Below are 23,359 nucleotides of genomic sequence, written 5' to 3'. Positions count from 1 at the left end.
TTAAACCTCCTGATAGTGAACTGTGATCGTATCTTTCTGACCTGCCTGAAGAGTTTTAAAATCATCAAAAGCATTGGCACTCTCTATGCAGACAAACTCTTTGTAAGCCTCATTTTTCATACCACTCATTTGTGAACATTTTTCTATCCATGGATTCCACACGATAGCCGAAGCAGAATTCTCTGCCAAAATCTCTACTCTTCTCTTGCCATCACAGAGAAAAATCTTACCTATAGCCCCTTCATAGACTCTATCAATTTCACTTTCAATAATTATTGGCTTATTCTCTACATATCTTTTCTCACGCAGCGTATCTAAAAAAGAGATACCTTCCAAACCACAAATGGTTACATTGGCAATATCAGATACTTGAAAATAGCTATGAAATGCTTGCGTAAGAAGGAACTCTCTACTATCACAGTTATGTGTAGTCATAGAGATAGTGAGTTTTTCAGAGATACGAAACACAACATCCAAAACAAATTCATAATCCCAAACTTCTCGACTCTGGATACTGCTTTTTAACTGCAGATGTACCTCTGTGAGCTTTGGAGTTGGTTCTTCCACTGAGATAAGTTCAAAAAGCATTACCCTTGCAAAACCATGCTGAGGAAGTGTTTTATCAAGGTTTCCAAATCGTGGCCAACAAAGCGGTATGCCACCGCGAATAGCTACACCTTCTTTAAAACTGCTCTCATCACTCAGCCATAATAAAGATTCTCTCCCTTGTGCCAAGTACTCAAATATATGCGCACCCTGCAGTGTTATCTTTGCGTGAGCTGCTGCATTTGAGATATCAAGATATTCAAATCCATTCTCAAAAGAGCATAGCCCATACATAACTAAACTCTCCAGCCTTTCATTTTATGCCACTTCAATGCATAGATTAGAATAATAAAGTAACAGAGTATGCCAAAGAGGTAAGCCTCTTGCATATTCCCTAAGGTTTGTGCGATACGTCCAAAGGCAAGTGGAAGCAGTGCCCCACCGGCAATGGACATAATGAGCAATGCACTCCCTTTAGCGGTATGTTTCCCCAGATCTTCTAATGCCAAAGGCCAGATAGTCGGCCAAACAAGAGCATTTGCAAGTCCTAAAAGGGCTACAAATACCAAAGAATTTGGTAACAACATAATACCACTCCATCCCCACAGATAAGAAGATATCGTTATATCGGTTGTTGAGGAAAACACTACTCCAAAAAGTAAAATGATACCACTAAGCGCTGAATATGTCAGTGCCTTTTCCTGGGAGAGATATTTTGGGATGAAAAGGACCCCAATGAGATATCCCAGAACCATAAATGCCATTGTATAAGAAGTAAGTGCAGTTACATTTTGCATCCCTATACTCTGTGCATAGAGACCTATGGTATCTCCGGAAATCACTTCGATACCGACATAAAAAAAGAGTGCAACAGCACCTAAGACAACACGAGGAAAACCAAAGATATTTTCATCATCATATATATCTTCCACAAACTCTATCTCAGGGAGTGAGGAAAAGAGAACAAACAGGGCCAAAACAGTTAGCATAACAGCCATAACAATATAAGGTTTTACCAACTGTCCGGCCAATGCTACTCTATCCATACCGCTTAAGTCTGTACCTATTTGCATATCTGTAAAAATCAAAGCCGTAAAGACGATGGGAGCTAAAACCCCTGCACCTTTGTTGATAAGTCCCATAATGCTTATACGCATTGCAGCAGACTCAATGGGACCGACTAACACGATGTAAGGGTTCGATGCCGTTTGAAGGATTGTCAGTCCCGTTCCAAGTGTAAAGAGCGCTGTTAAAAATATGCCAAAAGCAGCTGCTTTTGCAGCGGGAATGAAAAGCAGTGCTCCAACAGCCATCACAAAGAGACCTAGTGCCATTCCCTTTTTATATCCTGTCTTCTCTAAGACAAATGCCATAGGCAGTGCCATAACGGTATAGGCGATATAAAAAGCAAAGGTCACAAAAAGTGCCTCAAACTCATTGAGTGTACAGATAACTTTTAAAAAGGGAATAAGTGAACCATTGAGCCATGTTACAAAGCCAAAGATAAAAAAGAGCGTTCCAATGACGAGCATCGGTATAAGTGTTGATTTTCTAGCCATTTTTAAGTGCCTCCAAGTAGCGTGCCACTCCGTCTTCATCATTGGTATGCGGCAGAACGATATCTGCTTTTTCTTTGACACCCTCTTGTGCATTTGCGACAGCTACAGCACTGTTTGCCAGTTCAAACATGCCTATGTCATTGTAGTTATCTCCAAATACGGTCAATTTGTTTAGATCAAATCCGGCTGCTTCACTGACACTTTGTATGCCATGGGCCTTATCAGCATCTTTATGTAAAATCGTCAAAAAATGACACCCCATATAGGCTTCAGGAGCTAAAATATACTTGAGCTCCTCCCCAAAAAGAGCTTTGATATTTTTCTCTAACTCTATTAAAATATCCTCATCTGCCATATAGATGATTTTAAAGTTATTCTCCATTGCTCTTAAGCTTTTAAACTCATGTGTATGGTTATCATTTGAGTAACGTTTAATGATCTCACTCTGATAGCCATTGAGTATTGTAGAGTAGGAAAATGCCTCATTGAGTTCATTATCTACAAGTGAAAGAACAAAGGGGTAAATACCAAGTTTTACCCCCTCATCTATGATAGCATCACCTGTTTCTTTGTCTACAAACTTCGTATCGATGATCTTTTTATCCATCGTTGCAATGAGTGCACCATCAAGCAGTATCATCGGAGCACTTACAGAAATGCCCTCTAAAAACTGTGCTGTTTTTTTGTAGGTCCTTGCAGTTGCAATGCCTAAAATGGCATCATTTTCATAAGAGTTCCAAATTTTTTTAGTATAATCACTTACAGACAAATCAGAACGCAAAAATGTATGGTCTAAATCAGTTATATAAATATTTTTCATGAATGTAGTATAGCAAAAAGAGGAGCAAAAATTGCAAAAAGCAGTCGTTACGGGAGCAAGCAGTGGGATTGGCAAAGCTATCACACAGAGACTCCTTACAATGGGGTACTCTGTAATCGGTATCAGTCGTACAATCACCTATGAAGCATTTTCTCATCAAAACTTTCAGGCAGTACAAGCAGACTTAAGCCAACCTCACGCAACGCAAGAGCTCTGCAATATTTTACAAAAAGAGGATACTCATATACTGATCAATGCTGCAGGTTTTGGAAGATTTGAACCACATGAAGAACAGAGCTCAAAAATCATAGAACAGATGACCCATCTTAACCTTACAGCTCCTATGCTGCTCACACATGCCACTCTACGATCTTTAAAAAAAAGTGGCGGGTACCTTATCAATATCAATTCTATAGAAGCCTTACGTGCAAGTAAGTTTGCAGCACTTTACTCTGCAACAAAAGCAGGTCTGAAAGCCTTTGGAGATGCGCTCTTTGAAGAGACAAGAAAAAGTGAACTGAGCATCACAAACATCAATCCAGATATGACAGAATCAAACTTTTATGACGAGCTACGTTTTAATGTCAGTGAAGAGGAGAATGAAAAACTACTTGCGAGTGATATCGCCGATGCAGTGGAACATATCCTCACTATGCGAAAAGGCGCAGTTGTAAGTGAATATACGATAAGAAGTTTGCAGTTTGGAATAAAGAAAAAACCTAAGAGCTAATGTCAAACTTTGCAGGAGCGTCGGCAACACCCGACTTTAAAAAGTTTATATTTTTTTTGATCTGTTGCATAGAGGCTTTTGTTTCATCTTTTTTAGCTTCAAGTAACTCTTTTGCTTGAGCAAAAAGAATTAATGCGCTCTCTATCTCTTTTGTATCACTCAAGTGGGGAAGATCTACTAATAAACTCTCTAATAGGGAAAAATCTTCTGTTGCAATAGCAACTTTGAGTTGATTAAGCCACATTTGTTGTCTCTCGCCACGCTTCTAATAAGCCTTTAAAAACATTTGTACACTCATCTAGTTTTTTACTTTCATCTTCTAACATTGCATCAAAGAGCAACTCAAGTTGGTATTCATACAAACCATCTAAATAAAGAGCAATATCACCACCTTTAAAGTCAAGAATAGAACGTAATTCATTCACAATAGCGATCGAGCGATTTAACCAATAAACTTTCTTTTCAATATCTTTATCTTTTATCGCTTTTTTTGCTTGAGCATTAAACCGTAAAACACCCTCATATAACATCTCAATTAACTTTGCCGGAGACTCAACTGAAACATGATTTTCATTATAAATATTATGTGCAACATTAGCATACATCTTAAATCCTTTTTTATCTTTTCTCGATGCCAATTACATCGGCCTTTTCCTCGAAAACCTTAATTATCTTGCGTATTTTGTGTATTTACCATTTGGATAAATGCATTAGCAGAGTTATTCAAACGAGCAATCAGTGCATCATACGCACCCCACTGTTTTACCAAGGTTTCATATCTGTTATCCAATCTCTCGATTGCATCCAGTCTACGCTCTTCAAGTGTAGAGATTCTGTCATTTAAATCTGTTTGAAAACTATCAAGTGTTTTATTAAAACCAGTATAGGCATCTACTTGTGTATAGAGCTCCGCAAATGCTCCATCAATAGCTGTTGTCGTACCATCTCCATTGTCAAAATTACCACCGGTAAAAAACACCTCTACATTGGCTGCGTTCTCATCAAGTTTTTGATTTAAAACATCCTTATCAATACTTAACGTACCATCTTTTGCAATATCAAATCCATAGTCATAAATAGTAGCAACTCCACCACCTATCTCATCCATAGCCATTCTCAATGCTCTTTGCAGACCTCTGATTGTACTGTCTGAGGCAAAAATCCCTCTCTCTTGGGCATCTGTACTGTTTTTTGTGAGTGACTCTAACTCTTTCATCGCATCATTATATTTTGTGACAAAATTATCGATTTTTTCCATGATAGCATCACGGTTTTGCTCGACTTTCACAGTAGAAGTTCCTAAACTTTTAAGTGTAATATCGTAACCTGTAATGAGATCAGTTATATTATTAGAAGTGCGTGTAATTGCCTGTCCATTATAGGTAAACTGAGCATCAACACCTGTCTGGACAGCTGTTAAATCATTTGTCAATTGTGTACCTGAAAGATTTCCAGAATTATCTGTAATAGTAATATCTTGTGTAGTTCCAGTATCTACAGAACTTAAAAAGAGTCGATAATCACCACTTGCAACCTGTACAATAGTAGCATTCACTTTATCACCGGCAATATCATTGATAGATTTTTTCAAATCCTCTAAAGTTGTTGTATCTGTATAGTCTATCGTAAAATCTTGTCCATCAATATTAAGGTTCAGACTTCCTGCAGCTGTTGCTATCGTGTCAGTAGAAGCAGTAAAAGAACCTGACTCTTCTATCTGTTTTGTAGCAAGCTGTGTAACATCAAGTGTAAATTCACCAATATCACTGTTTGCACTCGCTGTCATTTCAACTGATGTACCATCGACAGCTACAGTTCGCTCATCATAGAGTGTTGGTGATTTTAAAGCATAAATATTATCTACTAAATTTGTCATTTTTGCATCAAGAACGCTCAATGCAGCTTTTTCATCATTTGCCGCCGCAATTTCTAAATCAATAGGTGTTATTCTTGCAGCTTCATCTGCTTGTCGTAATTGATCTAAAACATCTTGCGTTAAAACACCTGATCCAAGGCCTAGTGAACTTATTGCCATTTTCAATCCTTTGAATAAAAACCTTGTCTTTATTATTTAATGACAATATTATCGGCAAAATTCTAGATATATTTAATTATTTAATATGGTATTAAACTTGCTAGATTCTTTCTAAATCAAACAAATACAACAAAGGTATTCCTGTGAGCATACTGCACCTAATCGGTAGAGAAAAAGAACTCTTTAATGATGATATTACTCTCTATGACAAAGAGCTCAGCACCATTGTAAGCAATTCCCGCTTTTTAGTTCTTGGAGGTGCTGGAAGCATTGGTAGTGCCGTTGTTAAAGAGATATTTTCTCGTAATCCAAAGAAACTTCATGTTGTTGATATTGCTGAAAACAATCTTGCTGAACTTGTTCGAGATGTTCGCAGCTCTTACGGCTACATCGATGGAGAATTTGCCACTTTTGCACTCGATATCGGCAGCCAAATATATGATGCTTTTTTTGAAAATGATGGGAAATATGACTATATTTTAAATCTCTCGGCACTCAAACATGTCCGCAGTGAAAAAGACCCTTACACGCTGATGCGTATGTGTGAGGTCAATATCTTCAATACTGACAAAACTCTCAAGCAAGCAAGTGGCAAAGGTGTAAAAAAATACTTTTGTGTCTCAACAGACAAGGCAGCAAATCCTGTCAATATGATGGGAGCAAGCAAGCGGATAATGGAGATGTTTGTCCATCGAAACTCGCTTGATATCGAAGTTTCTATGGCTCGTTTTGCCAATGTCGCTTTTAGTGATGGTTCCTTGCTTCACAGCTTTAATATGCGGCTTGAAAAAAAACAACCTATTGTCGCACCAAACGATGTAAAACGCTATTTTGTCACACCAAAAGAGAGTGGTGAACTTTGCTTGATGAGTGCACTTTTTGGCCAAAACAGAGATATCTTTTTTCCAAAACTCAGTGAAGCCCTCCACTTGATATCTTTTTCGGATATCGCTGTAAAATACCTCAAAGAAAAAGGGTATGAACCTTATTTGTGTAAAAGTGAAGATGAAGCCAGAGAGCTTGCAAAAACATTACCTCAAAAAGGAAAATGGCCCTGTCTTTTTACAAAAAGTGATACAACAGGCGAAAAGGATTTTGAAGAGTTCTTTACTGACAATGAGACTCTTGATATGGAACGATTTAACAATCTTGGTATTATCAAAAATGAGCTTGATTTTGATGCAGAAAAACTTCAAGATTTTGAAAGTGAACTTGAAAAAATGCAAACACAACACACGTGGAGCAAAGAAGCAATCGTTGCAGAGTTTTTCAAACTTCTACCAAATTTTGAATATGAAGATAAGAAAAAATATTTGGACGGAAAGATGTAATGCAAGAAATTACTGACTTTATTCATAAACTCTATAACACAGAAGCATTTATCCCTCTCCATGAACCTCGTTTTTTAGGTAATGAAAAGAGATACCTCAATGAATGTATAGACTCTACTTTTGTCTCTTCTGTCGGCAAATTTGTCACACGTTTTGAAGAGGAGTTTGCCGATTATGTTGGCAGTAAATATGCTATTGCCTGTGTTAATGGCACATCTGCCCTCCATGCAGCTTTAAAGCTTGCAGGAGTAACGCAGGGAGATGAAGTCCTCACGCAGGCTTTGAGTTTTATAGCAACAAGTAACGCTATCAGTTACTGCGGTGCAGAGCCTGTTTTTTTAGATGTAGATAAAACTACTTTAGGCTTGAGTGTCAAAGCACTGCAAACTTTTTTAGAAGAATATTGTGTTATCCAAAATGGTCAGTGCAAAAACAAAAAAAGTGGCAAAACAATTAAAGCCTGTGTACCGATGCATACATTTGGACACCCTTGCGAAATTGATACTATAGCCTCTCTGTGTAAAGCATGGCGTATCACACTGATTGAAGACAGTGCTGAAAGCCTGGGAAGTTTTTATAAAAACAAACATACGGGGACCTTTGGGAAAATGGGTGTTTTTAGTTTTAACGGTAATAAAATCATCACTTCAGGCGGAGGCGGTGTGATTGTAACAGATGATGAAGCATTGGCAAAACATTTAAAACATATCACGACAACAGCAAAGGTACCTCATCAATGGGAATACATACACGATGAGATAGGCTTTAACTACCGTATGCCAAATATCAATGCAGCACTTCTTGTCGCCCAGATGGAACAGCTTGAGAGATTTTTAGCTGATAAAAGAGCCTTGGCAGAAGAGTATAAAAAGTTTTTTGAAAATTTTGACGATATAGCATTCATTCAAGAGCCACAAGAAGCACAAAGCAACTATTGGCTCAATGCCATCTCTTTTGAGAATCAAAAACAGAGAGATGTTTTTTTGGAATTTAGCAATAAACATGGAGTTATGAGTCGTCCAGTATGGAAGCTTTTGAGTGAACTTACTATGTTCCACGAATGCTATAACGATGGACTGAAAAATTCTAAAGAGTTACAAGAAAAAATAGTAAATATCCCAAGTGGAGTAAGATTATAATGAAAGAGATTCTACTTATTGGTGGTGGTGGACACTGCAAAAGTGTCATTGATGTCATAGAACAGGAAAAACGCTTTAAGATAGCCGGTATTATTGAAAAATTTACAGGAGAATCTCAAGCTGTTTTAAACTACCCGCTAATCGGCTGTGATGATGATTTGGAGGAGTTACGCAAGCGTTATAAGTACGCTTTCATCACTATTGGACATATAAAGTCAAACTCTGTTCGCATCAAACTTTTTGAAAAGCTCAAAGCCCTTGATTTTACTATTCCAACAATCATCTCTCCTCTTGCCTATTGTTCAGAACATGCAACAATTGGTGAAGGGACAGTTGTTATGCATCACGCCCTTGTAAATGCAGGTGCAGAAGTTGGAAAAAACTGCATCATCAATTCTAAAACACTTCTAGAGCATGACACTATAGTAGAAGATAATTGTCATATATCAACAGCTTCCGTACTTAATGGTAATGTCCTTGTAAAAGCCAATAGCTTTGTCGGGAGTGGTGTAACTACAAAACAGGGAATCATTTTGGAAGGATTTATAAAAGCCGGGAGTCTTGTAAAATGAGTGTTTTTATCATTGCTGAAGCTGGTGTAAATCATAACGGCAGTATAGAACTTGCTAAACAACTTATCGATGTAGCCAGTGATGCCGGTGCGAATGCAGTAAAGTTTCAAACATTTAAAGCTGAGAAACTTGTCAGCAAAAGTGCTAAAAAAGCAGCCTATCAGCAAAAAAACATGCAAGAAGAGGATGACTCACAGTTTGAGATGCTTAAAAAACTTGAACTCGATACTGCAGTACATCAAGAGCTTATAGAGTATTGTCAAAGCAAGAGCATCATGTTTCTCTCCACGCCTTTTGACTTAGAAAGCATAGAACTTTTAAATGATTTGGATTTAGAAATTTTTAAAATTCCAAGTGGTGAAATCACTAACCTGCCCTACTTGCGTGCTATTGCTAGGCTTGATAAAAAAGTAGTCCTCTCAACAGGAATGGCAACAATGCAAGAAGTAAAAGATGCTTTTCATGTTCTTCTTTGCAACGGAACAAAAAAAGAAAATATTACCATATTACATGCAAATACAATGTACCCAACACCTATGGAAGATGTAAACCTGCGGGCAATGCTCAGTATTGAAAAAGAGCTTGACGTAGCCGTTGGCTACAGCGACCATACCCTAGGCATCGAGGTCCCTATAGCAGCTGTTGCAATGGGAGCAAGTGTAATAGAAAAACACTTTACCCTCTCACGTACACTGCCTGGTCCTGATCATAAAGCCTCTTTAGAACCAGATGAGCTCAAAGCAATGGTACACTCCATCCGTAATATCGAAAAAGCACTTGGTTCTTCTGAGAAAAAACCATCTCCTAGTGAAACACCAAATATCACAGTAGCACGTAAAAGTATCGTTGCGGCAAAAGAGATTAAAGAAGGGGAAGTTCTCCGCGAAGACAATCTTGATGTCAAACGCCCCGGTAGTGGAATCAGCCCTATGAAGTGGGATGAGATTCTAGGAAGTATCGCACAAAAAAATTATGCCAAAGATGATATGATATGAGAAAGATAGCCCTCGTTACTGCAACGCGCGCAGAGTATGGATTGCTAAAGCCTCTGATTAAAAAAGTTGATGCTGATGCAAATTTAGAACTACAACTCATAGTAACTGGGGCTCATCTCTCTCAAAGTTTTGGCAACACTTATGAAGAGATAGAAAAGTGTTTCACTATCAGTGCAAAAATACCTCTTCCCCTTGAGGAAAACAGACCACAAAGTAACTCTTTGGCAATGGCCAAACTGCAAACAGAGCTTACACAAACACTTACAGAACTAAAATCTGATATAGTTGTTATCTTAGGAGATAGATATGAGATGCTTAGTGTCGCTGCAACAGCTACAATACTGCACATTCCAATAGCACATATTCATGGAGGGGAAGTAACACAAGGAGCAATGGACGATGCTCTTCGTCACGCAATTACAAAACTGTCACATCTTCACTTTACTGCGACACAGGAGTATAAAAAAAGAGTCTTACAAATGGGTGAAGAACCTTGGAGAGTACACAATATCGGGGCACTTGGTATTGAAAATATTAAAAAACTCAAACTTCTAAACAGAGAAGAATTTGAAGAGTCCATAGGTATAAAACTCAAAGAAAAAAATCTACTTATAACCTACCATCCAGAAACACTCGCTGCGCTCTCTCCAAAAGAACAGTTTCAAGAGCTTCTAGATGCACTTGAAGACCTTGATGATACACTCCTTATTTTCACCAAAGCAAATGCCGACACAGGAGGTACTATCATCAACTCTATGATAGATACATTTATCAGTGAACATACCAATGCTATTGTTTTCACATCACTCGGGCAACTTCGATATTTTAGTGCCATACAATATGTTGACGGAGTTATAGGAAACAGCTCAAGTGGTATTTTGGAAGTACCTAGTTTTCAAAAACCAACTATCAATATTGGTAAGCGTCAAGAGGGACGACTCCAGGCAGTATCTGTTATCAATGTTTCTATTGATAAACAAAGTATTCAAAAAGCAATAGCACAGATATATACACCAACTCTGCAAGAAAAACTGCAACACAACATAAATCCCTATGAATCTTCCCATGAGACATCACAGCAAATTATAGAGGTTTTAAAAAGTGTTTCCCTGCAAGATCTTTTAATCAAAAAATTTCATACCATAAAGGACTGTAATGAATAATTATACAAATATCTTACTAAGAAAAAACTCTAGCATTAAAGAGGCTTTGGAGGTAATAGACAAAGGTGCTATGCGTATTGCCATCGTACTTGATGAAGATGAAAAAGTTGTAGGAACACTGACCGATGGCGATATCCGTCGTGGACTCTTAAATGGTCTTACTCTTGACTCTAGCATAGAAGGACTTTACTTTAAAGAGCCAACTTTGGCAAATATCAATGACTCAAAAGAGCTCATTGTCCAAAAAGCCATTCGTAAACAAATCTATCAAATTCCCATCGTTGATGATGAAGGAAGACTTGTCAAGATAGAAGAGCTCTCAAACCTCTTAAAAACAAATGCAAAAAGCAATCGTGTCATCCTAATGGCAGGAGGCCTCGGTACAAGACTCCATCCCCTCACGCAGGATGTACCAAAACCACTATTAAAGGTTGGAAACAAACCTATTTTAGAGACCATTATAGAAAATTTTGCAAAGTATGGATTTGTAAATATTACTATCAGTGTCAACTATAAAGCAGAAATGATAAAAGAGTATTTTGGTGATGGTGCAAGTCTTGGCGTAAATATTGAATATATCGAGGAATCAAAACGCTTAGGTACAGCAGGGGCACTTTCACTTATGCAAGAGAGACCACAAGAACCATTTTTTGTGATGAATGCTGATCTGCTTACAAATGTCAACTTCGAGCATCTACTTGACTTTCATATGATGGAGCACTCAGTAGCAACAATGTGTGTTCGAGAATATGATTATCAAGTACCTTATGGTGTCATTGAAACAGACGGAAGTAAGATCATCTCCATCAAAGAGAAACCTGTACACAAGTTTTTTGTCAATGCCGGTATCTATGTACTCTCTCCACAGGTTTTTGAATATATTCCAAAAAATGAGTTTTATGATATGCCAACACTCTTTAATGATATCATTCAAGATAAGCTCAAATCTATCTCTTTTCCTATTCATGAGTACTGGCTCGATATTGGACGCATGAGTGACTTTGAACAGGCTCAAAATGAATATGGAGAGATCTTTTAATGCTTGATGGTAAAACTTTTTTAGCTGTTATTCCTGCTCGAGGTGGTAGCAAACGCCTTCCTCGTAAAAATATCTTACCATTAGCAGGGAAACCCTTGATTACATGGAGCATTGAGGCTGCTAAAAAGAGTAGGTATCTTGATGAAGTAGTTGTCTCAAGCGATGATAATGAGATACTCTCAATAGCAAAACAAAATGCTCTGCAAGTTATTAAAAGGCCTGATAGACTAGCCAATGATACAGCTAGCAGCATAGATGTTATCAAACATACCCTGAATATATTTTCCAGTTATGACTATGTTGTACTTCTACAACCGACAAGTCCCTTACGTGAGAAAAAACATATAGATGAAGCGATTGAATTATTAGTTCAACAAGAGGCTGATGCTGTCATATCTGTTTGTGAGGTCGAGCACTCTCCATTATGGAGTAATACTCTTGGAGAAAACAACAGTATGTCAGGATTTTTGGACCAAAAATTGCTAAATTTACGTAGTCAAGAACTCAAACAGTACTATAGACTCAATGGTGCAATTTATATAGCAAAAACAGAGCTACTCTTAACACAAGATACATTTTTTTTAGAAAAAAATATTTATGCTTATATTATGCCCCAAAAAGAGTCAGTAGATATAGATACACAACTCGATTTTGATTTTGCTACATTTTTAATTCAAGGAAAGTAATGGATAACTCCTCAATCGAAACCCAAGCGCAAAACACCTATAAAAATAATATGCTTTACTTCCAAGCAGAATATCAAGGTCTTTATAATCAACTTACAGCCTTTGAAAATGCACTGCAAAATCAATACTACACACCAAGATATGAGCTCGAATATAAAGAAGAAGGTTACTTTGATGTAGTAGAGATTGAGAGTGGAAAGTGGCTCTATAATATGGATAGCAATAAGCATGCGCAGATGGTGAAAGAGCATATTGATTTTTCCAAGAAAGACAACCTGTTTGAAACTTTTAGAGATCTTTCCTTTAGCGAAGAAATGCTTCAAAAATATGAAAAAATGAACCCTTTGGAATCTGCAATTGTCACAATTGCACCTATTGTAAACTATACAAATCAGTTTGCGAACAAAGATACAACGATGAAAAAACTCTATAAGTTTATTTTTATGGGAGTAGGGCTTGGTCTCCATCTTACGAAAGTACATGAGAAAATCAATGCTTACACATATTTTATCGTAGAAGATGACTTGGAACTTTTTTATCTCTCTTTGTTTGTAACAGATTATAAGGCGTTGACAAACAATGGTGCGACACTCATCTTCTCTATCTTTGACGATAATGATATCTTTCGCTATAAAATCCAGGCCTTTTTAAGAGAAATGCCTATCTATAACCATTACCTAAAATATTTTCAACTATTAAGTCATTCTACTGATAAGCTCAAAATTATCCATAGTGTGATCATCTCACAAGATTATCTCAAGTTTCCGCACTCAGCTGTTATGCAGATATATTTACGTCCACTTGATTATATTAAAGATGGATATAAATATGTAAATATTGAAGCTCTCTCCCAAATGGCTCTTTTACAGAAACATCCTGTTCTTTTACTCGCTGCAGGACCATCACTTCAAAACAACATAGAATGGGTAGAAAAACATCAAAATAACTTTACTATCATTGCCGTTAGTGCCACTATGGGTCTTTTAGAAAAACACAATGTAAAACCGGATATTCTCATTCATGTTGACGGATTTCAAGCGAGTATGAAACACCTTGAAAATGTTAAAAATATTGATTTTTTCAATGACGCCATTGCTTTGTTTGCCTCTTTTACCTATCCAGAATTTGCGCAAGCTTTTGAAAAAGAGAATGTCTATATTTTTCAAGCAGCAGCTACTATAAAAAAAGGGTATGGCCAACTTACAGCTTCCAATGTTGGCATTATGAGCTATGCACTTGCCGTAAAATTCCAAGCTCAAGAGTTCTATGCTCTTGGACTTGATATGGCGCTTGATGCCGACACAGGGCAAACACATCTATCTGAACATATTCACAGTAAAAAGCTTGATATTGACCATGTGCTTGACTTAGAAGAAAATATCAACTATCATGACACAGTACTAACCACCGAAGGAAACTTCCAAGATGAAGTACCAACAACACCACACTTTATCGCTTCTTTAGCAGAACTTCGTGGAATTTTGAGTAGACTGCAATCAGATGAGCAAAAAACATATAATCTCTCTAATGGTGCTGCTATTTACAAAGCAAGTCCAAAAAAAATGGAAGATATTAAACTTCAATATACACTAAAAAAACCAGATTTATCGCTTCAGGAGGCTTTTAAGAAGTTCTCTTCTATTGGTTTATCAAATGATGAGATAAAAATCATTCAACAAAGAGTTGAGCATGCTACAAATATTTTAAATCTTCTTGACTCTTTCCAAAAGAAAAACTTTAGCTCTCTTGATAAATTTCATTATGAGCTTCTTGGCTTGTTTATGGATATCTTAGCTGAAGATGGAAGAGATGAAGTAGGGGATACAGATAAAGTCATTAGTCTTTACATACAGATGGTCAGCGGATACATCTTTGATTTTATCAATACAAAAGAGATTGATAATCCAAAAAAACATATCAAAAAACTTAGTAAGCTGCTAACTACGCAACTGACTAGATTGATAACATATTATAAAGAGTATTTGGAAGATTTTTTAAAAGAGATAGAAAAAAACTAAGCCAAAAAGGCTTAGTTTTAAAGAAATGTTACACTTTACTACTGAAGTAGACGAAGTACATTTTCTAAAGAAACTTGCTCACAAGGCTAAAGCCTTGTTTTAGCGATTATTACTACTGTAATAATCTAAGCACGTTTTGTTGTACAGCATTCGCCTGACTCATTGCATATGAACCAGATTGTGCTAAGATATTTCTTTTGTTGAAGTTTGCAGACTCAGCAGCAAAGTCAACATCACGAATTTGAGATTCAGCAGCAGTAATATTAACTTGTGCTATAGAGTTATTTCTAACTGTAGATTCAAGTTGGTTTTGTGCAGCACCTAATTTTGCTCTTAGTGTATCGATTGTTGCAATTGCACCATCCATTGCACTGATTGTCGCTTCAGCAGCAGACTGAACGCTAACATTTGCAGAACCTAAAACACTTGATGCTGTCATAGAATCAATTGTAGTTTTTGTAACTTCACCCTCATAAGCACCAACGTGGAAAGTAAAACTACTATCTGTAAAGATAGATTTACCATTAAATTTAGTTTGTGTATTGATAAAGCTAGCAGAACTGATAAGACGATCAATCTCAGTTTGGATATAGCTTCTTGAAGCAGTATCTTGCGTATCATTGGCAGCTTGAACTGCAAGTGTTCTAATACGCTGAGCAATATTTGTATACTCTTGCAATGCACCATCAGCAGTCTGAATAAGACCGATTGCATCATTTGCATTTCTCATCGCTTGCCCCAGACCTTGAGACTGAGCTGAGAGTTTATCAGCAATTGCCAAACCAGCTGAATCATCAGCAGCACGGTTGATTCTTAAACCTGAAGATAATCTATTCAAACTTTTATCAAGCTGAATGTTATTCATTGTAGCATTACGCCACGCATCCATCGCACCGATGTTTGTGTTAATTCTAAAACCCATAATAAATCCTTTTCTATGGAAGAGTTAAAAACTCTTATTTTTTATTTATCTTTAGGCATCCTTGCCCGAGACTATAACAATATCGTCAGCCAAAAAAATAACTTTAGAAATTTTAGAAATTTTTTTTAATTTTTACAATTTTATATTTTTTAGGTACACTTCCACAATCAAAAAACAAATCACTATACTATATATAGGAAGAACGTATTGAACTTAATTATCGTCGAATCACCTGCTAAAGCTCGTACAATCAAGAACTTTTTGGGCAAGGGTTATGATGTAATAGCATCAAAAGGGCACATCCGCGACCTGCCAAAATCCCGTTTTGGAATCACCATAGATGAAGAACATCATCAAATCATTCCAAAATACTCTGTAGCAAAAGAGAATGCTCCAACCGTTAAAGAGATACGCGAAAAAGCCAAAAAGGCTGATACTATCTATATCGCGACCGATGAGGATCGCGAAGGAGAAGCTATTGGGTGGCATATTGCACATGCAATCAAAAAAGATCCAGAGGAACTACCACGTATTGTCTTTCACGAGATTACAAAAGGTGCTATAAAACACGCTTTAGAGTCTGCGCGCAAGATTGATATGAAAATGGTAAATGCTCAACAGGCTCGTCGTCTTCTTGATCGTATAGTAGGTTATAAACTCTCTCCTCTTTTGGCCTCAAAGATTCAAAAAGGTCTTAGTGGTGGACGTGTTCAGAGTTCAACACTCAAACTTGTAGTAGATCGTGAACGTGAGATAAAAGCATTTGTACCACAAGAGTACTGGTCAATCGATACTGTTTTTAAAACAAACATCGATGCAAATCTCATCGTGCATAAAGGTAAAAAGCTCTCAAAACTCTCTATAGAGAACAAAGAACAAGCTGATGCAATTACAGCAAGTGTCAAAGCTGATGATTTTACAATAGCAAAGATTGAGACAAAACAGAGAAAAAGTTCGACGCCTCCACCATTTATGACCTCAACACTGCAGCAGACTGCATCTAGTAAGCTCGGGTTTACTCCAAAAAAGACGATGATGATTGCACAAACTCTCTATGAGGGTGTAAAAACTCCAGATGGTACATCAGGGGTCATCACATACATGAGAACTGATTCACTCAATCTCGCAAGCGAAGCTGTTGGTGCAGTTCGCGGCATCATTGAGAATCGTTACGGTAAAAAATATCTTCCGAAAAATCCGAAAGTTTATACGAAAAAAGCAAAAGGTGCTCAAGAAGCTCACGAGGCTATTCGCCCTACTATGCTTCAGTTTACTCCAGAGGTAGCAGTAAAATATCTTAAACCAGATGAGATAAAACTCTACCGTCTTATCTATGAGCGTTTTATGGCATGTCAGATGGAAGATGCACTTTTTGAGCAACAAAGTATCATCTTTAGAGGCAATGAAAATGAATACCGTGCAAGTGGTAGAAAACTCATTTTTGACGGTTTTTATGCAGTAACAGGTACAGAAGACAAAGATAAACTCCTTCCAACTCTCAAAGAGGGTGACAAAGCAGAGATTCAAAGCATCAAACCAGAGCAGCATTTCACGGAACCTCCGGCACGTTACTCAGAAGCTAGTCTGATTAAAAAGCTTGAGACCGAAGGTGTTGGTCGTCCATCAACTTATGCACCGACAATTGCAACACTTTCAAACCGTACTTATGTGACGATAGAGAAAAAACAGATCATTCCTACAGAAGTTGCTTTTACTGTAACAGAGATTTTAGAGAAACACTTTCCTAACATTGTAGATATCAACTTTACGGCAACAATGGAGGAAAAACTCGATGAGATTGCAGAAGGTAAAGAGGATTGGCAAAAGCTTTTAATTGACTTCTATGAAGAGTTTATGAAACAGATAGAAGAGGGAAAAGAGAAGATAGTATCACTTAAAGTTGCTAAACCGTTAGGGCGTAACTGTCCTAAATGTGGTTCGGAACTGCTCCTTCGCTCAGGTCGTTTTGGCCAGTTCATCGCCTGTAGCGGCTTTCCTAAATGTAAATACACAGAGCAGTGTGATGAAGAGGGGAACCCGGTAGAGAAAAAAGAACAAACCGCAGAAGACAAATGTGAGAAGTGTGGTTCTGATATGATTGTTAAAAACGGTCGTAACGGTCAGTTTTTAGCATGTTCTAACTACCCAGAGTGTAAAAATACAAAAAGCATAAATGTTGAAGAAAAGGTAAGTGAGACACCTTGTCCTGACTGTGGTGGAAAAATTTCACTTAAAAACTCACGTAGAGGACCTTTTTGGGGATGTGAGAACTATCCTGATTGTAAATTTATCTCTAAGTTTGAACCAACTACTATCAAATGTAAAGAGAAGGATTGTTCTGGTGTTTTAGCACCACGTACATACAGAAACAAAGAAGTATATGAGTGTGTCAAATGTAAAGCACGTACTCCACGCCAAGAGATAGACGAGCAAAAATAGTTATGAAGATAGGTCTGCTCTCAGATACCCACTCTAAAATCAACAAGGCAAAAAAAGCCCTTGATTTTCTTGTAGAAAATGGAGCTGAGTTTATCATTCATGCTGGTGATATCGTTGAACATGAGATACTTGAGCTTCTAGCAAACTGTGGTAAACGCTACATCGCAGTCTATGGAAATAATGATGCTCATTTAGTGCACCATCACAACAATTATCATCTTGTTCAAGAACCTTACTATTTCAAACTTGCAGAGACTACTTTCAAACTAATGCATCTTCCATTTTATATGACACCTGATGCAGAAGTTATCATCTTTGGACATACACATCAGTTTGAAGTAGAGTTTAAAGGTGGGTCACTTTATCTTAACCCCGGTGAAGTTTGTGCAAGGAAAAAAGCACTCTCGGAGTGTGCCATACTTGAAGTTAAATCAAACAAATTTATAGTAAACTACTATACTCAAAAGAAAAAAGATGAGTTTTCTCTCAAGAAGAGTTATGAATTTAAAAGGTAAAAATAGTGGATAAAAAGATATTTTTATGTTCCATCTGTAATATTAACAGCGGTACATGTAAAGAAGATTGTAAATTTTGTTCACAGAGTGTCCGCTATAAAGCAGATATCGAGCGTTACATACAGAAACCAATTGAAGAGATTCAAAAAGAAGCTATTGCAGCACGAGATAACGGAGCACTTGGATTTTGCTTGGTCACTGCCGACAAAGGACTTAACGATAAAACACTTAACTTTGTCTGTGAAGTGGCTCACGCAGTCCAAAAAGTTGCACCCCAACTACGCCTCATCGCCTGCAATGGGACGGCAACATTAGAGCAACTTCTAGTTTTAAAAGAAGCAGGTATCAAAGCCTATAATCATAATCTTGAAACCAGTGAGGCCTTTTATCCACAAATCTGTACAACACACCCATGGAGTGAGCGTTATGAGACTTGTCAAAATGTAAATAAAGCGGGTATGGTTCTCATCACCGGCGGAATCTTTGGTCTTGGAGAGTCCGAGGAGGACAGAATCTCTATGCTAGAGTCTCTAGCATCACTGAACCCTACTTCTGTACCGATTAACTTCTATCATCACAATGAAGCACTGCAACTCTCACCCAATCCGCTTACAGTCGATGAGGCACTCTCACTTATCAAGCTGACACGCCAGATGATTCCTCAAGCTCAGCGTATTATGGTTGCAGGTGGACGTGAACTTATGTTTGGTGAGCGTCAAAATGAGATCTTTGATGCAGGTGCGAACTCCATTGTCATCGGTAACTACCTGACAACTGCTGGAAGAGCAATGAATAAAGACCTTGAAATGCTAGACTCTTTAGGACTTGACATTGCTAAGAGTGTAACAGGCTAAGATTATGACACAAACTCTAAGCGATAACATTGTTTTAATTACAACAATATCGCTTATCATTATGTTCTCTCCTTTTATTGCAAAGAGTCTCAAGCTCCCTACTACCCCTATTGAGATCATCTTAGGCTCTTTACTTGGTTATGTCGGTTTCTTACATAATGAACACCTTTTTGACATTGTTGCGGAGCTTGGATTTTTATACCTGATGTTTATAGCCGGGACAGAGATTAATCTTAAAAACGTACTTAAAACACCAACACACACCATTAAAAAAGTAGCACTCTATCTGACTTTTTTATACCTCTTCTCCATCGCCTTTTCCATGCAGTTTCATCTTGGAAAAATCTTTATGGTGCTTCTGCCGCTTATCTCTGTCGGGCTTGTAGCTTCTTTGGCAAAAGAGTATGGTAAAACCCCGTGGATTACACTTTCGATGACCGTTGGTGGTATCGGTGAAGTAGTAAGTATCGTGATTTTAACAATTACCTCAGCTGCTCTACAGTCTGGTATTGGACTTGGGCTTTTTCAAACGATTATGGCGCTCATTGCCTTTATCTTTTTTATGTTTCTTATTTTTCGTGCGATGCAGCTACTTTTTTGGTGGTTTCCAAAGGTCTCACTCGCACTTATGCCACATGAAGATAATAAAGAACAAGATATTCGTCTAAGTATGGGTATCTTTTTTCTACTTGTCGGGGCTATGCTCTACCTGCATCTTGAGCTTGCATTTGGGGCTTTCTTGGCTGGTATCTTCATCCCAACTTTTTTTGAGCATAAACATGAGCTTCCTGAAAAACTCGCCTCTTTTGGTTTTGGACTTTTGATTCCTATCTTTTTTATTCACATTGGAAGCTCATTTAACTTGGATGCACTTTTACTTACTGGACTTATTGAAAAGGCAGTCATTATTACCGTTGTTATGATTTTGATGCGTGTTTTCGCCTCTTTGGTTTTTATCAAAGACTTAGGAGTTTGGGATTCTCTTTTACTTGGTCTCTCTCATGCAATGCCGCTTACGCTTCTTATCGCGATGGCAACACTTGCCTACACTGCCAACTCAATTGATAAACTACACTACTATGCCTTCATTTTAGCGGCCCTCTTTCAAGTCATCAGTGTTATGATTATGATCAAGCTCATTAATATTTACAAAAGTAAAGAAGAGCAAAAGAGTCTCGCATGAATCATCCGCTTCTTATTCAACTGGCTCATGACTCTATCATCGAAGTCCTGCAGTCAAAAAACAGTATAGATAAAAAGGCACTTTTAAAAGAGTATCCACTTTTAGGTGAAACACTGCCGATAACGCTTAAGATTTTTTTGGATGATGAACTACGTGGCTATTATGAGGATATGGCGCATCTCTCACTACTTGACAATATCGTAGTAGGAGCAAAAAAAGCGGCTTTTGAAGATATAAACTTCACGCCGCTTACACTCAGTGAGTATTTTGAAATCGAGATAGAAATCTCCCTCCAAACACCGGAGGGAGTTATCTCCCATAGAGCTTAACAGCAATGTTTAATATGGCACGCTATAGCATAACCGTGATTTAATCCAAGAGCAATACTTCCTCCACTCTCCTGTGTGATGTCACCTGCTACAAAGAGGCCTTCTACATTCGTCTCATAATGCTCATCATGGACCGGTTTGCCATCTTCTTCTTTGATGCCTGAGCTTGAAAGAAAAGCACTTGGTGTTGTCCCTCCGATTGCATAGATAACTCTGTCATAGATTTCCGGTTCAATCTCAGAAAAAAGTACTTTTATCCTCCCATCTTCTGTAGCTTCAAGCCCATCAATGTTTACACCTAAGATAGGACGGACTTCATTATGTGCTATAGCATTGGCGATATCTCTTTGATTTGTCGGATTTGCACGACGGAATGTCTCCCGGCGATAACAGATTGCCACATCATTGTTAGCACTCAAGTCAACTGCATACTCAACCGCACTGTCTCCTCCACCAACAACTAAAATCTTCTCGCCACTCCCACACTCATCTGTTGTATAGTTCACTTTTTTACGAATAGCAGGTGGAATCTTATAACTTGGTTTATTTGGTTTTCCCATACGGCCAATGGTGACGACGACATATTTTGCCTTAATGCTTTTTCCAGCCATATGCACTTCAAAATAGCCATCTTTTTTCTCAATACCTGTCACTTCAACATGCGTTTGCAACTCAACAGAGTGATTTTTAAGAATCTCATCAAAAAAATCGAGTGTTGTCTCTTTTGTACCATCTATAAAGTAGATATTGCCATCAAGTTCAACTTTTTGACCTTTCCACTCAACATCAACACGCTTGTTGTCTTTATAATACTTTCGTATGGTTGAATTATGATTTTCATCTTTTTCAAGAAGTATGATATTTCTCACACCCTGAAGATAACTCTCAACAGCAGTTGCAATTCCTGCAGGTCCTGCACCGACAATAGCCAATTCATAAATTTCATTCATCTATAACTCCTAGTTTTTCAAATCCCTCTTACTCTTTGATGAACAAGTTTAGCATATTTTAGAGTTAATGTCATATAACTATTAAGAAATCCCTAAATAAGCTGCTCTGGAAACTGCATCATAAACTTTTGTAGTTTTGGGGCAATGACAACTTGACAATATCCCTGCTGTGAATTAAGATTATAATAGTTCTGATGATATGGCTCAGCTGGGTAAACCTCACCCAAAGGACTTACCTCAGTTACAATTTTATCAGCAAACTCTGCTTGATGTTTTTCAATGGACTCTTCAATGACTTTTTTCTCATCTTCATTAGCATAATAAATAACAGAGCGATATTGTGTTCCTTTATCGGCACCCTGTTGGTTCAGTGTCGTCGGGTCGTGAATGACAAAGAAAATATCCAAAATCTCAGATAAACTTATAACATCTGCATCATAGCTAATGTCAACTACTTCCGCATGGCCCGTTGCACCGGAACAGACATTCTCATAGGTCGGATTTGGTCTTGCACCACCTGTATAAGCACTCACTGCGGAGAGCACCCCTTTTACATTTCTATAAACTGCTTCAATACACCAAAAACACCCACCACCTAATACTATTCGCTCTTTTCTCATGAATTACTCTCTTTTTTTACTTCATTATCTCCGCTTTGTGCTTAATGTTTGATACATTTTTTCCATTAAAGGTGTTTTTACAGCTTTGTTTTTTGCTATATATCCGCTAAGACTCTCTAACTCAGTACGTTTCTTGTTTTGAAAATCAAAATGCATTGATGTTGAAGCATCGGCTGGAAGTTTAGAAGCAGTATCAAGTGCTTTTTGCACTTCATCATCAATGTTTATTCCATAACTTTTTGCCACAGCTGCTATCTCCTCTAAAACTTCTTTTGTCTCATCATAGTGCTCTTTATAGATATATGCTATTGGCTTGTCATAGTACGATGTAAGTGTGGCAAATGCAGCAATGAAAATATACTTTTTCCATAGTGCGGTCTTTATATCATCAACAGTTTTATAACGCAATTCTGCTTTTTCAAAAAGTGAAGCTAAAACCTCAGCTGCTTCCTTGTCACCTCCAAAAACAGCAGCGAAAACCTTACCCTTTTTACGAATGACACCTGGACTCTCAATATGTGAAAGAATATATATCGCACCCTCAAGTACCCTTGCGTGAGAGATATCTCGCAGCTTATCACCGTTATCTACACCATTTGCAAAAGAGATAAGCAGACTCTCATCATTTATACATGGAGCAATACCTTTATAACTCTGCAGCAGATCATAACTTTTTACACAGAAGAGTACAACATCAAAAATACCCTCTGCCTCACGCAGCTCTCTGGCATCGATAGCCACATTCCACTCTACACTATCCTCTTTGACAGTAAGTCCATGCTTTTGAATTGTACCTAGATGCTCTCCTCGTCCAAAACCAATAACATCGATACCTGCTTTTGTGAATGAAGCTGCCAAATACCCACCAACACCGCCTAGTCCAATTACTGCTACTCTCATACTTATTTTCCTTT

Annotated in this window: 24 protein-coding genes; 14 read left to right on the top strand and 10 right to left on the bottom strand. The window is 37.7% G+C overall.

Annotated features, from left to right (window positions below; all coding sequences use genetic code 11):
• The 3 genes from ES948_RS01940 to ES948_RS01930 are packed head-to-tail and all read right to left on the bottom strand — an operon-like array spanning position 1 to position 2,925.
• Complete coding sequence (locus tag ES948_RS01940) at positions 1–840, bottom strand: D-hexose-6-phosphate mutarotase (protein ID WP_152183241.1); 840 nt, start codon at positions 838–840, stop codon at positions 1–3.
• A gap of 2 nt (positions 841–842) precedes the next feature.
• Positions 843–2,105, bottom strand: a complete 1,263-nt coding sequence (locus tag ES948_RS01935; RefSeq protein WP_152183240.1) for a sugar MFS transporter — start codon at positions 2,103–2,105, stop codon at positions 843–845.
• Entirely contained in the window at positions 2,098–2,925 is an 828-nt protein-coding gene (locus tag ES948_RS01930) for an HAD-IIB family hydrolase (protein WP_152183239.1), read from the bottom strand. The genes ES948_RS01935 and ES948_RS01930 overlap by 8 nt, the downstream gene beginning before the upstream one ends.
• 31 nt (positions 2,926–2,956) lie before the next feature.
• Here ES948_RS01930 and ES948_RS01925 point away from each other — a divergent pair, with 31 nt between their 5' ends.
• A complete protein-coding gene (locus tag ES948_RS01925) occupies positions 2,957–3,655 on the top strand; it encodes an SDR family NAD(P)-dependent oxidoreductase (protein WP_152183238.1) in 699 nt (232 codons plus the stop codon).
• Here the strand turns inward: ES948_RS01925 and ES948_RS01920 are convergent.
• Genes ES948_RS01920 through fliD form a run of 3 tightly spaced genes read right to left on the bottom strand, consistent with a single transcriptional unit; the run spans position 3,645 to position 5,690 of the window.
• The gene (locus ES948_RS01920) at positions 3,645–3,899 is read right to left on the bottom strand and encodes a hypothetical protein (protein WP_152183237.1); all 255 of its coding nucleotides are present in this window, start codon (positions 3,897–3,899) and stop codon (positions 3,645–3,647) included. The genes ES948_RS01925 and ES948_RS01920 overlap by 11 nt on opposite strands.
• The gene (gene fliS, locus ES948_RS01915; protein ID WP_152183261.1) at positions 3,889–4,260 is read right to left on the bottom strand and encodes a flagellar export chaperone FliS; all 372 of its coding nucleotides are present in this window, start codon (positions 4,258–4,260) and stop codon (positions 3,889–3,891) included. The genes ES948_RS01920 and fliS overlap by 11 nt, the downstream gene beginning before the upstream one ends.
• A gap of 59 nt (positions 4,261–4,319) precedes the next feature.
• The gene (gene fliD, locus ES948_RS01910; RefSeq protein ID WP_152183236.1) at positions 4,320–5,690 is read right to left on the bottom strand and encodes a flagellar filament capping protein FliD; all 1,371 of its coding nucleotides are present in this window, start codon (positions 5,688–5,690) and stop codon (positions 4,320–4,322) included.
• A 143-nt stretch (positions 5,691–5,833) separates the two neighbouring features.
• Between fliD and ES948_RS01905 the strand changes: the two genes are divergently transcribed.
• Genes ES948_RS01905 through ES948_RS01870 form a run of 8 tightly spaced genes read left to right on the top strand, consistent with a single transcriptional unit; the run spans position 5,834 to position 14,633 of the window.
• On the top strand, positions 5,834–7,021 hold the full coding sequence (locus ES948_RS01905) for a UDP-N-acetylglucosamine 4,6-dehydratase (RefSeq protein WP_152183235.1): 1,188 nt from the start codon (positions 5,834–5,836) through the stop codon (positions 7,019–7,021).
• On the top strand, positions 7,021–8,160 hold the full coding sequence (locus ES948_RS01900; RefSeq protein WP_152183234.1) for a LegC family aminotransferase: 1,140 nt from the start codon (positions 7,021–7,023) through the stop codon (positions 8,158–8,160). The genes ES948_RS01905 and ES948_RS01900 overlap by 1 nt, the downstream gene beginning before the upstream one ends.
• Positions 8,160–8,732, top strand: a complete 573-nt coding sequence (locus ES948_RS01895; protein WP_152183233.1) for a NeuD/PglB/VioB family sugar acetyltransferase — start codon at positions 8,160–8,162, stop codon at positions 8,730–8,732. The genes ES948_RS01900 and ES948_RS01895 overlap by 1 nt, the downstream gene beginning before the upstream one ends.
• Positions 8,729–9,727: an N-acetylneuraminate synthase gene (neuB, locus tag ES948_RS01890; protein ID WP_152183232.1), complete on the top strand. Its 999-nt coding sequence runs from the start codon at positions 8,729–8,731 to the stop codon at positions 9,725–9,727. The genes ES948_RS01895 and neuB overlap by 4 nt, the downstream gene beginning before the upstream one ends.
• Positions 9,724–10,890 carry a UDP-N-acetylglucosamine 2-epimerase gene (gene neuC / locus ES948_RS01885; RefSeq protein WP_152183231.1) on the top strand — a complete coding sequence of 389 codons (1,167 nt, stop codon included), beginning with the start codon at positions 9,724–9,726 and terminating at the stop codon, positions 10,888–10,890. The genes neuB and neuC overlap by 4 nt, the downstream gene beginning before the upstream one ends.
• Positions 10,883–11,929: a nucleotidyltransferase family protein gene (locus ES948_RS01880; RefSeq protein WP_152183230.1), complete on the top strand. Its 1,047-nt coding sequence runs from the start codon at positions 10,883–10,885 to the stop codon at positions 11,927–11,929. Before neuC ends, ES948_RS01880 begins: the two co-directional genes overlap by 8 nt.
• Entirely contained in the window at positions 11,929–12,615 is a 687-nt protein-coding gene (locus ES948_RS01875) for an acylneuraminate cytidylyltransferase family protein (protein ID WP_152183229.1), read from the top strand. Before ES948_RS01880 ends, ES948_RS01875 begins: the two co-directional genes overlap by 1 nt.
• Complete coding sequence (locus ES948_RS01870) at positions 12,615–14,633, top strand: 6-hydroxymethylpterin diphosphokinase MptE-like protein (RefSeq protein ID WP_152183228.1); 2,019 nt, start codon at positions 12,615–12,617, stop codon at positions 14,631–14,633. The genes ES948_RS01875 and ES948_RS01870 overlap by 1 nt, the downstream gene beginning before the upstream one ends.
• A 112-nt stretch (positions 14,634–14,745) precedes the next feature.
• Here the strand turns inward: ES948_RS01870 and ES948_RS01865 are convergent, their stop codons facing one another.
• Positions 14,746–15,555 carry a flagellin N-terminal helical domain-containing protein gene (locus tag ES948_RS01865; protein WP_152183227.1) on the bottom strand — a complete coding sequence of 270 codons (810 nt, stop codon included), beginning with the start codon at positions 15,553–15,555 and terminating at the stop codon, positions 14,746–14,748.
• A gap of 207 nt (positions 15,556–15,762) precedes the next feature.
• Here ES948_RS01865 and topA point away from each other — a divergent pair, with 207 nt between their 5' ends.
• The 5 genes from topA to ES948_RS01840 are packed head-to-tail and all read left to right on the top strand — an operon-like array spanning position 15,763 to position 20,875.
• Positions 15,763–17,994, top strand: a complete 2,232-nt coding sequence (gene topA / locus ES948_RS01860; RefSeq protein ID WP_152183226.1) for a type I DNA topoisomerase — start codon at positions 15,763–15,765, stop codon at positions 17,992–17,994.
• A 2-nt stretch (positions 17,995–17,996) separates the two neighbouring features.
• Positions 17,997–18,509, top strand: a complete 513-nt coding sequence (locus ES948_RS01855; protein ID WP_152183225.1) for a YfcE family phosphodiesterase — start codon at positions 17,997–17,999, stop codon at positions 18,507–18,509.
• 5 nt (positions 18,510–18,514) lie between these two features.
• Positions 18,515–19,363, top strand: a complete 849-nt coding sequence (locus tag ES948_RS01850; protein WP_152183224.1) for a biotin synthase — start codon at positions 18,515–18,517, stop codon at positions 19,361–19,363.
• 4 nt (positions 19,364–19,367) lie between these two features.
• On the top strand, positions 19,368–20,546 hold the full coding sequence (locus ES948_RS01845) for a cation:proton antiporter (RefSeq protein WP_152183223.1): 1,179 nt from the start codon (positions 19,368–19,370) through the stop codon (positions 20,544–20,546).
• Entirely contained in the window at positions 20,543–20,875 is a 333-nt protein-coding gene (locus tag ES948_RS01840) for an AMMECR1 domain-containing protein (protein ID WP_152183222.1), read from the top strand. Before ES948_RS01845 ends, ES948_RS01840 begins: the two co-directional genes overlap by 4 nt.
• Here the strand turns inward: ES948_RS01840 and ES948_RS01835 are convergent.
• The 3 genes from ES948_RS01835 to ES948_RS01825 form a co-directional block, all read right to left on the bottom strand.
• A complete protein-coding gene (locus ES948_RS01835; RefSeq protein WP_152183221.1) occupies positions 20,872–21,825 on the bottom strand; it encodes an NAD(P)-binding domain-containing protein in 954 nt (317 codons plus the stop codon). The two genes, ES948_RS01840 and ES948_RS01835, sit on opposite strands and share 4 nt — an antisense overlap.
• A gap of 92 nt (positions 21,826–21,917) precedes the next feature.
• Positions 21,918–22,445, bottom strand: coding sequence for a peptide-methionine (S)-S-oxide reductase MsrA (gene msrA / locus ES948_RS01830; protein WP_152183220.1), 528 nt, complete (start codon positions 22,443–22,445; stop codon positions 21,918–21,920).
• Positions 22,446–22,469: 24 nt separating this feature from the next.
• Positions 22,470–23,345, bottom strand: a complete 876-nt coding sequence (locus ES948_RS01825; protein ID WP_152183219.1) for a ketopantoate reductase family protein — start codon at positions 23,343–23,345, stop codon at positions 22,470–22,472.
• Positions 23,346–23,359: the final 14 nt, after the last annotated feature.

Origin of the sequence: Sulfurimonas indica (assembly GCF_009192995.1) — a bacterium.
Lineage (GTDB): Bacteria > Campylobacterota > Campylobacteria > Campylobacterales > Sulfurimonadaceae > Sulfurimonas > Sulfurimonas indica.
The sequence above is the reverse complement of the archived record's forward strand: the minus strand, read 5'-3'. Positions and strand labels throughout refer to the sequence as shown.

What these genes read in the sequence shown, in the direction of transcription:
- ES948_RS01940 (WP_152183241.1), bottom strand. Translation starts at nt 840, where the DNA reads ATGTATGGGCTATGCTCTTTTGAGAATGGATTTGAATATCTTGATATC.
- ES948_RS01935 (WP_152183240.1), bottom strand. Translation starts at nt 2,105, where the DNA reads ATGGCTAGAAAATCAACACTTATACCGATGCTCGTCATTGGAACGCTC.
- ES948_RS01930 (WP_152183239.1), bottom strand. Translation starts at nt 2,925, where the DNA reads ATGAAAAATATTTATATAACTGATTTAGACCATACATTTTTGCGTTCT.
- ES948_RS01920 (WP_152183237.1), bottom strand. Translation starts at nt 3,899, where the DNA reads ATGTGGCTTAATCAACTCAAAGTTGCTATTGCAACAGAAGATTTTTCC.
- fliS (WP_152183261.1), bottom strand. Translation starts at nt 4,260, where the DNA reads ATGTATGCTAATGTTGCACATAATATTTATAATGAAAATCATGTTTCA.
- fliD (WP_152183236.1), bottom strand. Translation starts at nt 5,690, where the DNA reads ATGGCAATAAGTTCACTAGGCCTTGGATCAGGTGTTTTAACGCAAGAT.
- ES948_RS01900 (WP_152183234.1), top strand. Translation starts at nt 7,021, where the DNA reads ATGCAAGAAATTACTGACTTTATTCATAAACTCTATAACACAGAAGCA.
- ES948_RS01895 (WP_152183233.1), top strand. Translation starts at nt 8,160, where the DNA reads ATGAAAGAGATTCTACTTATTGGTGGTGGTGGACACTGCAAAAGTGTC.
- neuB (WP_152183232.1), top strand. Translation starts at nt 8,729, where the DNA reads ATGAGTGTTTTTATCATTGCTGAAGCTGGTGTAAATCATAACGGCAGT.
- neuC (WP_152183231.1), top strand. Translation starts at nt 9,724, where the DNA reads ATGAGAAAGATAGCCCTCGTTACTGCAACGCGCGCAGAGTATGGATTG.
- ES948_RS01880 (WP_152183230.1), top strand. Translation starts at nt 10,883, where the DNA reads ATGAATAATTATACAAATATCTTACTAAGAAAAAACTCTAGCATTAAA.
- ES948_RS01875 (WP_152183229.1), top strand. Translation starts at nt 11,929, where the DNA reads ATGCTTGATGGTAAAACTTTTTTAGCTGTTATTCCTGCTCGAGGTGGT.
- ES948_RS01870 (WP_152183228.1), top strand. Translation starts at nt 12,615, where the DNA reads ATGGATAACTCCTCAATCGAAACCCAAGCGCAAAACACCTATAAAAAT.
- ES948_RS01865 (WP_152183227.1), bottom strand. Translation starts at nt 15,555, where the DNA reads ATGGGTTTTAGAATTAACACAAACATCGGTGCGATGGATGCGTGGCGT.
- ES948_RS01855 (WP_152183225.1), top strand. Translation starts at nt 17,997, where the DNA reads ATGAAGATAGGTCTGCTCTCAGATACCCACTCTAAAATCAACAAGGCA.
- ES948_RS01845 (WP_152183223.1), top strand. Translation starts at nt 19,368, where the DNA reads ATGACACAAACTCTAAGCGATAACATTGTTTTAATTACAACAATATCG.
- ES948_RS01840 (WP_152183222.1), top strand. Translation starts at nt 20,543, where the DNA reads ATGAATCATCCGCTTCTTATTCAACTGGCTCATGACTCTATCATCGAA.
- ES948_RS01835 (WP_152183221.1), bottom strand. Translation starts at nt 21,825, where the DNA reads ATGAATGAAATTTATGAATTGGCTATTGTCGGTGCAGGACCTGCAGGA.
- msrA (WP_152183220.1), bottom strand. Translation starts at nt 22,445, where the DNA reads ATGAGAAAAGAGCGAATAGTATTAGGTGGTGGGTGTTTTTGGTGTATT.
- ES948_RS01825 (WP_152183219.1), bottom strand. Translation starts at nt 23,345, where the DNA reads ATGAGAGTAGCAGTAATTGGACTAGGCGGTGTTGGTGGGTATTTGGCA.